Source organism: Ruania albidiflava DSM 18029 (genome assembly GCF_000421225.1).
Classification (GTDB): Bacteria; Actinomycetota; Actinomycetes; order Actinomycetales; family Beutenbergiaceae; genus Ruania; species Ruania albidiflava.
Genome location: NZ_ATWL01000002.1, coordinates 51,042 through 65,294, shown reverse-complemented (window position 1 = coordinate 65,294; position 14,253 = coordinate 51,042). Strand labels below are relative to the sequence as shown.

General features: G+C 68.9%; 12 protein-coding genes and 1 other RNA gene. 6 read left to right on the top strand and 7 right to left on the bottom strand.

Features of this window, described 5'->3' with window-relative positions; translation table 11 throughout:
* Positions 1–59: 59 nt before the first annotated feature.
* The 6 genes from K338_RS20045 (at position 60) to K338_RS0102550 (ending at position 7,676) form a co-directional block, all read left to right on the top strand.
* Positions 60–2,099 (top strand): cytochrome c oxidase assembly protein, encoded by a 2,040-nt coding sequence (locus K338_RS20045; RefSeq protein ID WP_022916624.1) that lies wholly within the window; start codon positions 60–62, stop codon positions 2,097–2,099.
* Positions 2,096–4,357: a heavy metal translocating P-type ATPase gene (locus K338_RS0102570; protein ID WP_022916623.1), complete on the top strand. Its 2,262-nt coding sequence runs from the start codon at positions 2,096–2,098 to the stop codon at positions 4,355–4,357. The genes K338_RS20045 and K338_RS0102570 overlap by 4 nt, the downstream gene beginning before the upstream one ends.
* A gap of 91 nt (positions 4,358–4,448) precedes the next feature.
* Positions 4,449–4,811 carry a BlaI/MecI/CopY family transcriptional regulator gene (locus K338_RS0102565; RefSeq protein WP_022916622.1) on the top strand — a complete coding sequence of 121 codons (363 nt, stop codon included), beginning with the start codon at positions 4,449–4,451 and terminating at the stop codon, positions 4,809–4,811.
* A 2-nt stretch (positions 4,812–4,813) separates the two neighbouring features.
* Entirely contained in the window at positions 4,814–5,623 is an 810-nt protein-coding gene (locus K338_RS0102560) for a M48 family metalloprotease (protein WP_022916621.1), read from the top strand.
* Between the two features lie 83 nt (positions 5,624–5,706).
* Complete coding sequence (locus tag K338_RS0102555) at positions 5,707–6,147, top strand: Fur family transcriptional regulator (RefSeq protein WP_022916620.1); 441 nt, start codon at positions 5,707–5,709, stop codon at positions 6,145–6,147.
* Between the two features lie 17 nt (positions 6,148–6,164).
* Complete coding sequence (locus tag K338_RS0102550) at positions 6,165–7,676, top strand: catalase (protein WP_022916619.1); 1,512 nt, start codon at positions 6,165–6,167, stop codon at positions 7,674–7,676.
* 118 nt (positions 7,677–7,794) lie between these two features.
* On the opposite strand, the gene K338_RS0102545 is transcribed toward K338_RS0102550, so the two are convergent.
* The 7 genes from K338_RS0102545 to ftsX form a co-directional block, all read right to left on the bottom strand.
* Entirely contained in the window at positions 7,795–8,172 is a 378-nt protein-coding gene (locus K338_RS0102545; RefSeq protein WP_022916618.1) for an ankyrin repeat domain-containing protein, read from the bottom strand.
* An 85-nt stretch (positions 8,173–8,257) separates the two neighbouring features.
* Positions 8,258–8,627, bottom strand: a transfer-messenger RNA (tmRNA) gene (ssrA, locus tag K338_RS24910).
* Between the two features lie 114 nt (positions 8,628–8,741).
* Positions 8,742–9,152: a DoxX family protein gene (locus K338_RS0102540; RefSeq protein WP_022916617.1), complete on the bottom strand. Its 411-nt coding sequence runs from the start codon at positions 9,150–9,152 to the stop codon at positions 8,742–8,744.
* 85 nt (positions 9,153–9,237) lie between these two features.
* Positions 9,238–11,082: a DUF2207 domain-containing protein gene (locus K338_RS20040; RefSeq protein ID WP_022916616.1), complete on the bottom strand. Its 1,845-nt coding sequence runs from the start codon at positions 11,080–11,082 to the stop codon at positions 9,238–9,240.
* A gap of 95 nt (positions 11,083–11,177) precedes the next feature.
* Positions 11,178–11,699, bottom strand: coding sequence for an SsrA-binding protein SmpB (gene smpB / locus K338_RS0102530; RefSeq protein WP_022916615.1), 522 nt, complete (start codon positions 11,697–11,699; stop codon positions 11,178–11,180).
* A 200-nt stretch (positions 11,700–11,899) separates the two neighbouring features.
* On the bottom strand, positions 11,900–13,330 hold the full coding sequence (locus K338_RS0102525; protein WP_022916614.1) for a murein hydrolase activator EnvC family protein: 1,431 nt from the start codon (positions 13,328–13,330) through the stop codon (positions 11,900–11,902).
* Between the two features lie 5 nt (positions 13,331–13,335).
* Positions 13,336–14,250 carry a permease-like cell division protein FtsX gene (gene ftsX / locus K338_RS0102520; RefSeq protein ID WP_022916613.1) on the bottom strand — a complete coding sequence of 305 codons (915 nt, stop codon included), beginning with the start codon at positions 14,248–14,250 and terminating at the stop codon, positions 13,336–13,338.
* Between the last annotated feature and the right edge of the window lie 3 nt (positions 14,251–14,253).

Here is a 14,253-nt window from a genome sequence, read left to right as displayed (position 1 = left end):
CGATCGCCTACTACGCAGTGTAGAGCTGTGGCTGATGGCGGAGAAGGGAGGGCTGCACAGTGGGCGTTGCCACCGAGCAGCCGGTGGGGTCCGACGCCGATCCGGCACTGCGGCCCCGGAGCGCGGTCAGCGTCGGGCTCGCTGCTGGCTGCGCAGTGCTGGTGCTGGCGCTGCCACTGCTGACCACCGCCATGCTCGGGGACTGGTCCTACCGGACGATCCAGCTGGAGTACCCCGGTGCCCGGGTCGCACTGAGCACCACCGTCGTGCAGGTGGGTGCGCAGGCCGGTGCCGTGCTCAGCATCGGCGCGCTCGTGCACCTGCTGTTCCTGCAGGTGGGATCGGCGCGGGAGCTGGCCTGGTTGCCGGAGCGCCTCGAGCTGCGCATGCTCCAGACGACCTCGCTGCTCTGGTTGGGCTGCGCGACGTTCCTGGTCCTGCTGCGTGGGCTGGACGGCAACGGCCTGAGCTTTGCCGACCTTTCCGACCCGCAGGCGGCGATCTACCTGTTCGAGGCGACCGAAGCCTCCGCCCCGTGGCTGATCAACGCCGGTGCGGCCCTGCTGGTGGCAGCCGGCGCGTGGTACGCCCACCGGTGGACCGGTCTGCTGCTGCCGCTGTTCGCCGCGCTGGTGGGTGTGCTGGCACCGGTGGTCTCCGGTCAAGTCCTGGTTGGCCCGAACCACGACATCGGCAGCGATGCCGCGGCCATCCAGACCGTGGCCGCCTACCCCACCCTCGGCGCGATCGCCATCGCTGCGCTCCGGGTGGGCAGCGGCCGGTTGCTGGCGCCGGCGATGCTGCCCCGGTTGCTGCGACTGACCGTTGCCGGTCTGGTCGTGATGGTGACCACCGAGGTGCCCTTCATCCTCTTCACGCTCGCCGGCAGTGCCCCGACCGCCTCGGTCACCGGGTGGTTCCTCATCGTGCGGGCAGCGCTGCTCGTGTCCCTGGTGGCAGTGGTAGGCACCGGCTGGTGGCTGGGTCAGGGTGGTCTGCTGCGCTCGCGATCGCTGGCGCTGCTGCTGGCCACCGGGTTGGTGCTGGCCACCGCATGGTCGGCAGTGAGCGTGGCGATGACCCGGGTACCACCGCCGCACTACTTCGTCCACTCCACCATCGCCGAGGTCTATCTCGGCTTCGACACGCCACTTCCGCCCACCGCTTGGGTGCTGTTCACCCAGTGGCGCGCGAACGTCCTCTTCGCTTCGATGGCCGCGCTCGGGGTCGGGTTGTATCTCTATGGCACCTGGCGGCTGCACCGGCGCGGCGACCGCTGGCCGGTGGGACGCACCCTGGCCTGGGTGCTGGGCTGGTTGACCGTCGTGCTGGCGACCAGCTCAGGTTTCGGCCGCTACTCCGGACCGGACTTCGGGGTGCACATGATCGGGCACATGGCGTTGAACATGCTCGCCCCCGGGCTGCTCGTGCTCGGTGGACCGCTCACCCTTGCGCTGCGCACCAGCTCAGGACGAGGTGGTGCCGGGATGCACCAGTGGCTGACCTGGTTGCTGCACTGGCGCGGTCTGCGGGTGCTCTACAACCCGCTGCTGGTGTTCATCGGCTTCATCTCTTCCTACTACGGCCTGTACTTCACCCCGCTGTTCAACGACTACATGAAGTACCACTGGGCACACCAGCTGATGAACGTGCACTTCCTGCTCATCGGGTACCTCTACTACGGCTTGGTCGTGGGCGTGGACCGCACACCGCGTCCGTTGCCGCACATCACCAAGCTCGGGTACGTACTGGCTGCGATGCCGTTCCACGCGTTCTTCGGGGTCATCCTGATGACCAGCAAGCAGATCGTCGCCGAGGAGTTCTACAGCTACCTGGACATGCCCTGGGCCGATCTCGCCAGGTCCCAGTACGTGGCTGGCGGGGTGGCCTGGGCGGGCGGGGAGATCCCGCTGATGATCATCATCGTGGTGCTCGCGGTGCAGTGGGCCCGCCAGGACTCCCGCGAGGGCCGGCGCAAGGACCGGCAGCTGGATGCCGGCCGGGACGAGGAGCTCGCGGCGTACAACCAGATGATGCGCCAGCTCGCGGAGCGCTCCGCTCCGCGAGCGGCTGGTACCCCAGGAGAGGACTCGCCATGACTGCGACCGGCACCGAGGCCAGCACCGACACCCAGACCGTGGAGCTGGACGTGGCGGGAATGACCTGTGCCGCCTGCGCGAACCGGGTGGAGCGGGCCCTGGGCAAGCTCGACGGCGTGCGCGCGAGCGTGAACTACGCCACCCAGCGGGCGATCGTCACCGGCCCCGGCGCCGCCGACGTCGACCGCCTGGTCCAGCAGGTGGAGTCCGCAGGGTATGGCGCGCACCGGCACGACGGCGCCGACGACACCTGGTCCCGCCGCGCGACCGAGACCCGGATCACCTCGCTGCGGCGCCGCCTGGTGCTGGCTGCGCTGCTGACCGTGCCGTTGATGGACATCACCATCGTGCTCGCGCTCGTCCCGGGCTGGCGCTTCCCCGGCTGGGAGGCTGTGTCCGTGCTGCTCGCGCTGCCGATCGTGACCTGGGCCGCGTGGCCGTTCCACCGCGCCACCTGGCGCAACCTGCGCCATGGTGCGGTGAGCATGGACACTCTCGTCTCCCTGGGCATCACCGTGTCCTTCGGCTGGGCGGTGCTCACCATGAGCACCGGGCTCGGCGGAGACACCGGAGCCGGCGGCTACTGGATCGGCTTCGGGAGCACACCTGCGGGCGCAGACTCCATCTACCTGGACGTAGCAGCCGGAATGACCACGTTCCAGCTGGCCGGACGCTACTTCGAGACCCGGTCCCGGCGCAGTGCCGGGGACGTGCTCGGCGCGCTGAACGCACTCGCGGCGACCTCGGTACGGATCGTGCGTGACGGCGTCGAAAGCCTCGAACCGGCAGGTGAGCTGCGCACCGGTGACGTGTTCGTGGTGCTACCCGGGGAGACGATCGCCGCCGACGGGCAGGTACGCCACGGACGGGCCGCCGTCGATGCCTCGATGCTCACCGGTGAGCCGTTGCCGGCCGAGGTCGGGCCCGGGGCGCAGGTGACCGGCGGGACGATCAGCACCGACGGCCGCCTGGAGGTGCTCGCCGAGTCCGTCGGTGCGCACACCCAGCTCGCCCAGATGGCTGCGCTGACCGAGCAGGCCCAGGCCCGCAAGGCCCGTGTGCAGGCACTGGTGGACCGCATCATCACCTACTTCGTGCCCGGCGTCATCGCCCTAGCCGTGCTGGTCACGCTCCTCCACCTGGTCACCGGGGCACCAGCCACCCTGGCCCTCGGGATCGGAATCAGCGTGCTGATCATCGCCTGCCCGTGCGCACTCGGGCTGGCCACCCCGACCGCGCTGATGGTCGGCATCGGTCGCGGCGCGAGCCTGGGCATGATCATCAAGGGGCACGACGCACTCGAAGCCAGCGGGGCGATCACCACGGCGGTGCTGGACAAGACCGGCACGCTGACCACCGGGGCGATGACTGTGGTCACCGTGGTCGGCCACGGCACGCCCCGCTCGAGAGTGCTCGCGCTGGCGGCAGCGGTCGAACGGGGTAGCGAGCACCCGATCGCACGAGCCATCGAACGCGCTGCCAGCCGGCACGACCTGACCATCCCGGAGGCGACCGGCTTCACCTCCAGGCACGGGCTCGGAGCCCAGGCCCAGGTGGATGGCGCGGATGTACTGGTCGGCAGCCCGGAGCTGATGGCTGAGGACGGGGTGGTGATCAGTGCCGCGCTCCAGGCGGAGACCGACCGGGCTCGCGCCGAGGGGCGCACCGTCGTGCTCCTGGCCCGGGCCGGGCAGATCCTCGGCGCGCTGCACCTGGCCGACCGGCTCCGCCCGGACGCCCGGCGAGCAGTGGCCGCGCTGCACGCCCACGGGTTGCGGACCGTACTGCTCACCGGCGACAGCCCGCAGGCTGCCCGCTGGGTGGCCGACGAGCTCGGCATCACCACCGTCCGCGCTGGTGTCCTCCCCGCGCAGAAGGCCGACGTGGTCGCCGAGCTGCAGCGCGAGGGGCAGACGGTCGCGATGGTCGGCGACGGCATCAACGACTCGGTGGCGCTGGCCACGGCAGACCTCGGCCTGGCCATGGTCTCCGGCACCGACATCGCCCTCAAGGCGGCCGACATCATCCTCGTCCGGGACACGCTGATGGTGATCCCGGACGCCATCTCCCTCGCACGGCGCACCCTGCGCACGATCCGGATGAACCTGGTCTGGGCGTTCGGCTACAACGTCGCCGCACTACCGCTGGCCGCGGTGGGACTGCTCAACCCGCTCATCTCCGCCGCAGCGATGTCGCTCTCCTCGGTGTTCGTGGTCTACAACAGCCTGCGGCTGCAGAACGTGCGCGCCTCCGGCTGAGACCGGCCGCGCCGGTACCGCCCGCTCGGTCGGCCATGCCGAGCAGCTCCACGCCTTGTAGAGTCGACGGCGAGCGAATGGAGGTGGCGACATGGGGCGGCGTGCGCGTGGTGAGCTGGAGGCGCAGGTGCTGGGTGTGCTGTGGGAGCAGTCCGAACCCGTCAGCGCCGGTGTGATCCAGGAACAGCTGCCCGGCCCCGCGGCCGCCTACACGACGGTGCTGACCGTGCTGGACCGGCTGGAGAAGAAGGGCGAGGTGCTCCGGTCTGGGGACTCACCGCGCAAGGTGCGCTTCCGGGCAGCTCGGTCCGGGGACGAGCACACCAGCTCGACGATGATCGATGCTCTTGATGGCGCCCGGGACCGCCAGGCAGCCCTCCTGCAGTTCGCCGGGAACCTGTCTGACGGGGACGTGGCTGTGCTGCAACAGGCACTCACCGGGAAGAAACGGTAGCGGTGCTTCCTGCTGTCGGTGTCCTGGCTGCTGCCGCCGCTCTGCTCGTGCTGACAGCTCCACACGTGCTGACCATCGGGACGTGGCACGTGCACCATCCACGCACAGCGCTGACGCTCTGGTTCAGCGCCTTCTTCGGCGGTTGTGCGCTGGCGCTCAGCGCGGTGGTGCTGCTCCTTGCCGCAGCGGTCTCGGCCTCCGGAGTCAGCACGGCGGCCGGTGGCATCGCCCTGACCCTGGTCGCGTGGCTGAGCCTGGGGTTGCTTGGCGTGCTGCTCGGGCTGCTCCTCGTCACGGCACCGCCGCTGGCGGAGTCCCACCGGCGTGCCGTGCGTTCCCTCGGCCCAGCGGCCATCTCTCGCGAGCCGCGGCGCGGGTTCACCCTGGTACGGCTGCGCTCGAGCACCCCGTGCGCGTGCGCCACCCCTGGTCGCTCCGCAGAGATCTTGGTGTCCACCGCGCTGGAGATCGTGCTCTCCCCCGCTCAGCTGCAGGCGGTGCTCGCCCACGAGTACGCCCACCTGCGGTACCGCCACAGCTGGGCGGTGCGCATCGCGGAGATCAATGCCCGCTGCCTGCCGCGGCACCTGGCCGCAGGCCCGAAGCTGCGGCAGGCGACGTTGCGGCTGGTGGAGCTGGTTGCCGACGACGCCGCCGCCCGTCAGGCGGGCGCAGCGCACCTGGCCAACGCGCTCGCACAGATGGCGCAGCTCACCGGCGACCCGAGCCTGGAGCTGCGTGCGGAACGGTTGACCCTGCGCCGATGGCCCCCGGCGCGACGCTGCCGTGTCCCGGAACCGATCCGGATCTGACCGGGCTGCCATCGACAGCTATCGACCAGGACCCGGAGATATTCGCATTTTTGAATTACTCATAGATACGCTACGGTGTCCTCATGACCTTCGCACCCACCGAGCTGTTGCGCGAGGCCAACCTTCGGGTCACGGGGCCACGCCTGGCAGTTCTCGCCGAGGTGGAGGCGCACCCCCACTCCACGGCCGAGGCGATCGTCGAGGCGGTGCGCGACCGGTTGGGCACCGCGACGATCCAGTCCGTCTACCACATCCTGAACGCGCTCACCGATGCGCACATCCTTCGGCGGATCGAGCCAGAAGGCTCACCCGGTCGCTTCGAGCTGTTCCGTGACGACAACCACCACCACCTGGTGTGCCGATCCTGCGGCGAGGTCAGCGACGTCGCCTGCACTGTGGGCCATGCCCCGTGCCTGACCGCCAGCGACGACCACGGGTACGTCATCGACGCGGCTGAGGTCATCTTCTGGGGTACGTGCCCGTCGTGCGCCACACAAGCCACTCAGACACCACCCACTTCCTGACACACGGAGGAGCCCATATGACAACCGACAACACCAAGCCCCTGACCACCGCCGCCGGCGCACCGGTCTGGGACAACGACAACGCCGTGACGGCCGGGCCTCGTGGGCCGATGCTGCTGCAGGACGTTTGGTTCCTGGAGAAGCTGGCGCACTTCGACCGCGAGGTCATCCCCGAGCGCCGCATGCACGCCAAGGGGTCGGGCGCCTGGGGCACCTTCACCGTCACTCAGGACATCACCAAGTACTCCCGCGCAGCGGTCTTCTCCGAGGTGGGCAAGCAGACCGAGATGTTCGCTCGCTTCTCCACCGTTGCCGGTGAACGCGGCGCGGCCGATGCCGAACGCGACATCCGTGGCTTCGCCCTTCGGTTCTTCACCGAAGAGGGCAACTGGGACATGGTCGGGAACAACACTCCCGTCTTCTTCCTTCGCGACGCCCACCACTTCCCGGACCTCAACCGCGCCGTCAAGCGCGACCCGCGCACCAACCTGCGCTCTGCGGAGAACAACTGGGACTTCTGGACCAGGCTGCCCGAGGCCTTGCACCAGGTCACCTATGTCATGGGTGACCGGGGCATCCCGGCCAGCTACCGGCACATGCACGGTTTCAGCTCCCACGCGTACTCGATGATCAACGCCGAGGGTGAGCGCGTCTACGTCATGATGCACTTCAAGACGCAGCAGGGCATCAAGAACCTCACCGACGCCGAGGCCGCAGCCGTTGTCGCGGAAGACCGTGAGTCCGCCCAGCGCGACCTGTACGAGTCCATCGAGCGTGGCGACTTCCCCAAGTGGACGATGTACATCCAGGTGATGACTCAGGAACAGGCCGACAACCACCGGTTCAACCCGTTCGACCTCACCAAGGTCTGGTCGCAGCAGGAGTTCCCGCTCATCGAGGTCGGCGAGTTCGAGCTCAACCGCAACCCGGAGAACTACTTCCAGGACGTCGAGCAGGTGGCCTTCACCCCGGCGAACGTCGTGCCCGGTATCGGCTTCTCTCCCGACAAGATGCTGCAGGGACGCCTGTTCTCCTACGGTGATGCCGCGCGCTACCGCCTGGGCGTCAACCATCACCAGATCCCGGTGAACTACCCGCGCGGCGCCAAGGTGGTCAACACCTACCACCGCGATGGTCAGGGTCGGGTGGACGGCAACCAGGGCTCCACGCCCGGCTACACGCCCAACTCCTACGGTCGCTTCGAGGCTGACCCCTCCTACCGGGAGCCGGGGATTGCGGTCGGCGACCACGCGGACCGGTTCAACTTCCGTGAGGACGACGACAACTACTTCGAACAGCCCGGGGACCTCTTCCGGCTGATGAGCCCGGAGGAGCAGCGCCGTCTGTTCGCCAACACTGCTCGCGCGATCCAAGGGGCTTCCGAGGCGACGGTCGAGCGGCACATCCACAATGCCACGCAGGCCGACCCGGCCTACGGTGCGGGGGTGCGTCGCGCGATCGAGGCTCTCGCGGCCGGGACGCTCGACGAGACCGAGCCCAACCCGGACAACGAACCCGTCCACGCCTGAGGCCATGAAGCGCTAGCCACGAGGCGTGAGCACCGAGCAGCAGCGGAGCCCGGACGACTGTAGTCGTCCGGGCTCCGTCGTCTGTGCACCGGCTGCTCGGTCTTCGCCGAGGCACGAACTACTCCAGCAGGTGTGCGCGCCCGAACATCTGCGCGACCTCCCGGGCGCTCGGGGTGCCGGCATCGAGGTCCGCACCGGCAGCCCGCAGCACCGTCACCACCTCGTCCTCGCCCTTGAACAGTGCACCGGCGATCGGTGCCTGGCCGCGGTCGTTCCGCAGATCGACGTCGGCTCCCCGGTCGACGAGAGCACGCACCGTCTGCGGATGGCCGCGATAAGCAGCCAGCATCAGTGCGGTGTTGCCCGCCTCGTCCTGGGAGTCGACCGGCAGCCCATGGTCGATGAACTCCAGCAGCTCAGCAGTTCGCCCCTCCCGCGCGAGGTCCATCGTCATCGCCACGATCTTGGCTGTCTGCTCCTCGGATAACGGCTTCATCTGCTCATGCTACGCAGTCGATGAAAACGGCTGAACCCCCACCAGGTGAGGGTTCAGCCAGCCATGATGTCCGCAGACATCACACGAGTGGAGGTGGCGGGAATCGAACCCGCGTCCGACGATGAAGAACCAGGGCTTCTCCGGGTGCAGTCCGCTTGCAGATTTTCTCGGCCCCAGCGATCACGCGGACAAGTCGCTGACGGGCTCAGTCACCTTAGGTGTTCACGCGGCCCAAGTGACCCGGGCTACGTGCAGTGGCTCTCTGGATGACGCCAGTGACCGGGTCGAGAGCAGTCCCGGGCTGACGGACTTCTGCGCTCGCTCAGGCGGCGAGGGCGAAGTCGGTGCGCTTGGAATCGGCACCTATTGGTGTGCAAGGAGCGTTGACGAGATGACCTTGCATCCTCGACCCGCTTCTCCTGGAACGACGATCGTCGTCGAAACCGATCACCCCCCTGTTGAGTTGTCAACCACCGGGCGGACCCGGCACTTGTCATTCTAGTGGGTCCAACCCCGGCGGTCGCCTCATTATTCCGGTGCGACGGCGCAGCCCGCCGGAATGGCTCGGCTCACCGCTTCTTCCGGTCCAGCAGGAGAGCCAGGCCGATGGCGGCGAGCCAGATGTCCTTGGCCAGCACGGTGCCCTGCTGGCTGGGGCGGATGCCGTCGGACTCGGTCATCCCCGGGGTGCGCAGGTACATCCACACCAGAGAGCCGGAGAAGACGGTCAGCGCCAGTCCGACCAGTCGGCTGGGCAGGAACGGCGTGAGCAGGGCGGCGCCCAGGGTGAGCTCGCCGGCCGCCAGGTACTTGCCGAACTCCTCCGGCTCGAGGCTGCCCAGCTGCGGGAACGCGTTCACGGCCATCTCTTGCAGCCCCTTGGCGCCGTCGGCGTCCAGGCTGAGCTTGTTGTAGCCGGAGTTCAGGATGAAGGCTCCCGAAGCGAGCCGGAGCGGAAGTCGGTGCAGGGCGAGAGCCATCGCATTCTCCTCGTGGTCGGGTACCGGTGGTCCGTGTGCCAATGTACCTAAATCGCGGCCGCACGCGCCCCCTGGGCCGCACAGGTCACCAGCCACCACCGCCGCCTCCGCCGACCCCGGCACCCACCGAGCCACCGGAGAAGCCGGATCCGGACGAGGTCGGCGCCGCCGCCATCCCGCCGGTGGAGGTGAACTGGGTGAAGCTCTCCATCGCGCCGGCGGTCCAGAAGGACGACGCTCCTACGTACCACGTGGGCGTCGCCACCGGATGACCGGCGGCGGCTGCCTCGGCGAACACGTTCGTCCAGTGCTCAGCCACCCCGAAGGCGATCGCGTACGGCAGGTAGCGGGAGAAGATGTCTTCGGTCTCCTCGAACCTCAGCTGCTCCGCCTCCGCAGTCTCCAGGTACTTCTTGAAGCCGAGGGTCTGGGCGAGCACCGCGGTCCCGGCCGCCGTACGCGCTGGTGCGGCCACCGCCGAGCAGAGCACCACGATGCCCAGCAGCACCACCCCCAGACCCACCGCTCCGGCGCCGATCGTCAGCCCGAGCGCGACCGTCAGGGCTACACCTGCGACAAGCACGAGGGCGCCCCAGCCTGCCCACCGACGGCGCACCAGCTGCGGGGAGGCGGCGAACCACTTCCGTTCCACCACCCGGTCATAGAGCTCGGCCTGCGCCTGCGACATGGAGGCCGCCAGCTCCGGGCCGGCCGCCTTCATGTCCACGACGGTGGCGCTGCCGGGGAACAGGGCGCGGAGCACGGTCTCCTCGAACGGTGCCAGGCCCGTCCAGTCGGCGTGGTCGGCATCGGTGGCCCGGTGCAGGTCCCACGCCTTGGTGTCCTTGTCCGCCCCATCCTTCTCCACGATGGTCAGGTAGCCACGCACGGCCAGGTCGATGATGGTGGCGTGCACGTCGTGGATGTTGGCGACCTCGTCGAGCAGGGTCCCCGCCGCCCCGGGGCGGACCCCGTCAGGTGGGGTGAACTGGACGGCCACGGGACGCCGTCGGGCCGGACCGACCCGCCTTGCACCCGCAGCGGTGGGGAACAACCCTGGGGTGAGACCGAGGTAGGCGCGGTCCCGGCCGCGGGTGCGGGCGCGCCAGACCACTCCGGCCCCGCCAAGCAGTGCGACCAGGGCGGCCACGATACCCGCCGGTCCAGTCCAGCCCATGAAGGAGCCCCAGGTGACCCGGTCCACGAGGATCGGTGCTGCGCCGTCGAACGTGCCCGGCGGGTAGGCCACCACGATGCTCATCCCCTGCCCTTCGTCCAGCCGCTGCTGACCGAAGGTGGCGACCGCGTCGGTGGCAGCGTGCTGCTCGCAGCTGCGGTCCGAGCCCACCCGGCCGGTGTAGCAGGCGACCTCGAGCACGTCGGCGGGACCGGCCAGCGAGACGGTCACCTCCTGCAGCGGTACCTCCCAGCCGGAGCCGATCACGTTCCAGTAGATCTCGTCGCTGCCGTCTGCCCCGGCACCGGGGGTGGGGATGCCGGTCACGGTATAGCTGACCTGGTACTGCTGCACCCCGTCGACCTCGACGTCCTCGTCGCCGATGTAGATCGCCAGCGCGGTGCCCTCGTCCTCCTGGCGAACCTCGGCGGGAGCCCCGCTGGGTGAGGTCGCGGTGATGTCGGAGTACTCCAGCAGCCGGTAGTGGTCCGGGTCACCCTCGATCTCCTGCCGGGTGATGAAGGTCAGGTAGGGACCATGCCCCTCGTCGTCCCCGAAGTCGAAGTCGAAGTCCAGCTGGACGTCCAAGGTGCCGTCCGGCTGCGCCTGGGCCTGCACGTCGTAGCGGGTGATCGCCCAGTCCTCGGAGTCGGCGTGCGCGGACGGGGCGGCGGCGATCTGCACACCCAGGGCCACGACAGTGAGCAGAGCAAGTGCGAGCAGCGTTCTGGACAGGAACCTCAGCCGGTGCATGCCCTCATGCTAGGGAAGCACTGGTGCAGGCCACCTCCCCCGTGCGGCGGAACCTGACGACCGTCACCGACCGACCCGATCGCGCGACGACCGAGTCAGCGGTGGCGGCGCAGGCTCATCGCTCGTTGTGCCTCCCGCAGGTCCTGCTTCTCCCGCAGCGCCTGGCGCTTGTCCCACTCCTGCTTACCGCGGGCCAGGGCGATCTCCACCTTGGCGCGGCCATCGCGGAAGTACAGCTCCAGCGGCACCACCGTGTACCCCTTGTCGTTGCTGCGCGAGGCGAGCTTGAGGATCTGGTCCCGGTGCAGCAGCAGCTTGCGCTTGCGCCGCGGCGCATGGTTGGTCCAGGTGCCTTCGGTGTACTCCGGGATGTGCACGTTCTCCAGCCAGGCCTCACCGCGGTCGATGTTCACCCAGCCGTCCACGAGCGAGGCACGGCCAGCGCGCAGGGACTTCACCTCGGTGCCGGTCAGGGCGATGCCGGCCTCGTAGGTGGTGTCCAGGTGGTAGTCGTGGCGGGCCCGCTTGTTGCGCGCCACCACCGTCTTCACCTCGCGCCGGTCGACGGCGCCGCGCTGCTGCTTCTTCTTCTTTGCGCCCTTGGCCGTCTTGCTCATTGCTGTGTCTTCTCCTCGTGCTCACCGCCAGGTCGGCGGCGGCTCCCAGGATACGGGCACTGTGCCTGCTGACCCAGCGGATTTCTCGGCCCGCGCAGCGGCCGGCGACCGCGGTCGGGTGGACCGCCAGGACTCAGCACAGCGGCGGCGATTCGGTTCAGCGTGGCAGGGGTGGGCGGAGGTGGGGCGGTGCCGGGCGGTCAGAACCCGGACAGTCCCATCGGGTCGATCGAGGAACCGTTGCGCCACACCTCGAAGTGCACGTGGCAGCCGGTGACCATCCCGGTAGCGCCGGTGTAACCGATGGTCTGTCCCTGGGAGACCCGCTGACCGGAGGACACCGCGAACCGGGAGAGGTGGTTGTAGACGGTCACGTAGGTGTTGCCCCCGATGGACCCGTGGTTGATCATCACCTGGTTGCCGTGCGTACCGTTCGGCGCCGGTCGCACCGCGGCAACGGTCCCGGAGGCTGCTGCACGCTGCGCCTGTCCGCAGGCGGAACGCAGGTCCACACCGGAGTGCATGTAGTAGCCGCCGGTGATCGGGTACCAGCGCACCCCATACGGGGACGTCACATGCAGCGGCCCGGGCACCGGCGGGATCAGCGCCGCGCTCGACCCCGACGACGAACCCGAGGACCCGCCGCTGCTGCCGGAGGAGTCACGGTCGTTGCTGCGCGAGCTCTGTGCCTGCTGCTGCGCCTGCCGGCGAGCCTCCTCCTGGCGTCGCCGTTCGCGTTCCCGCTCCCGACGGTCGATCTCGGCGATCTCGTCGGCGATCTGCTCGTTGTCCTCCTGGATCTCCTGGATCTGGCCCTCGTACTCCTCCTGCAGGTCCTTGAGCTCGTCAGCGCGCTGCTCCTTCTCGTCCTGCAGCTGCTGGATCTCGGCGAGCAGGTCGGCGGCGCGTTGGCGCGCATCCTCAGCAGCGGCTACCGCGGCGTCGGCTTCTACCTTGAGCTCGCCGATGCGCTCCTCCACGGCGTCCAGCCGTGCCTGACGGTTGCGGTTGACCGCCTGCAGGGACTCCATCTCCGTCAGGGCCTGGTTCTGGGTGCGCAGGGCGGAGTTCATCACCGAGTACTGGTCCACGAAGTCCTCGGCCGAGCTGGCCTGCAGCACCACGGCCAGCGTGGAGGCCTGCTGCCCACCGCGGTAAGCGGACCGGGCGACCTCACCCATGGCTGTCTCGGTGTCGTCGATCTCGTCCTCGGCCGCGTCGATGTCGCCCTCGAGGTCTGCCCGCTGCGCGCGAGCCACGTCCAGCCGGTTCTGCACCGCTTCAGCCTCGCGCTCTGCAGCAGCGAGCTCCGCGTTCGCATCGTCCAGCTCGGTCTGGGCGATCGGCAGGCGGCGTTCGATGTCGTCGAGCTCCAGGTAGACGTCCGCCAGCTCGGAGTCGACGCCCTCGAGCTGCGCGGCGAGCTCCTCCCGCTCCGCTTCGTTCTCCGCACGCTGCTGCTCCAGCTCGTCCCGGTCGTCGGCCTGGGCGCTGGGCAGACCGACGAGCAGCACAGCCACAGCCAGGAACGCGGCTGCGAGGGCCCGGACCGTCGCAGCGCGGGCCGACGCCGTACTGGGGCCTGTGCCAGCAGCAGCCGCAGCAACGGTCGAGGGTGGGTGCAGTCGCATCGTCCTCACACCTTCGTATATCGACTCAGGCTGACCAGAGAGCTGATCGCGGCGAGCACGATCCCGATACCGATGAGGATCGGCGCGATGAGCAGCACGTCGGAGGTGCTCACGAAGTTCACCCAGCGCACCGAGGAGGCGAGCCAGTCCTCGATGATATATCGCACCCCGAGCCACAGCCCGCCGGCGGCCAACAACGCACCGAGAAGCGCGGCCAGGGCTCCTTCCAGCATGAACGGCAGCTGGATGAACAGGTTCGAGGCACCGACCAGACGCATGATCGAGGTCTCCCGGCGGCGGCTCATCGCGGACAGGCGGATCGTGGTGGTGATCAGCATGATCGCGGTGACCGTCATCAGCGCGGCCAGCCCGGCGGCCAACAGGGTGGCTCGGTTCAGGATGAGGAAGAGCGGCTCGAGGATGGAGCGCTGGTCCACCACGTACTCCACACCGGGGCGGCCGGTGACCTCGTCCGCGACCACCTGGTACATCTCGGGGTCTACCAGGGAGACGCGCAAGGACATCTGCATCTGCTCGGCGGTGATCGACTGCGCCCAGTCCTGGTCGCCAAACTGCTCCAGGTAGGCCTCGTAGGCCTGTTCCTTGCTCTCTACGTAGACCTCGTCCACGTAGTCGCTGAGGGCGTCGGAGGTGAGCACCGCCTGCAGGTCCTCCACCTGCTCCTCGGTAGCCTCACCGCCGGCACAGTTGGGCACGCTGGAGCTGGCCGGGCAGAGGAAGATGGACACCTCGACCTTGTCGTACCAGTCGTCCTTCATGTTCGAGATCTGCGTCTGCAGCAGGATCGCGGCACCGACGAAGGCCAGCGAGATGAAGGTGACCAGCACCACCGACACGGCCATCGCCAGGTTGCGGCGCAGACCGTTGCCGATCTGGGAAAGAACGAACCGTACGCGCATGCC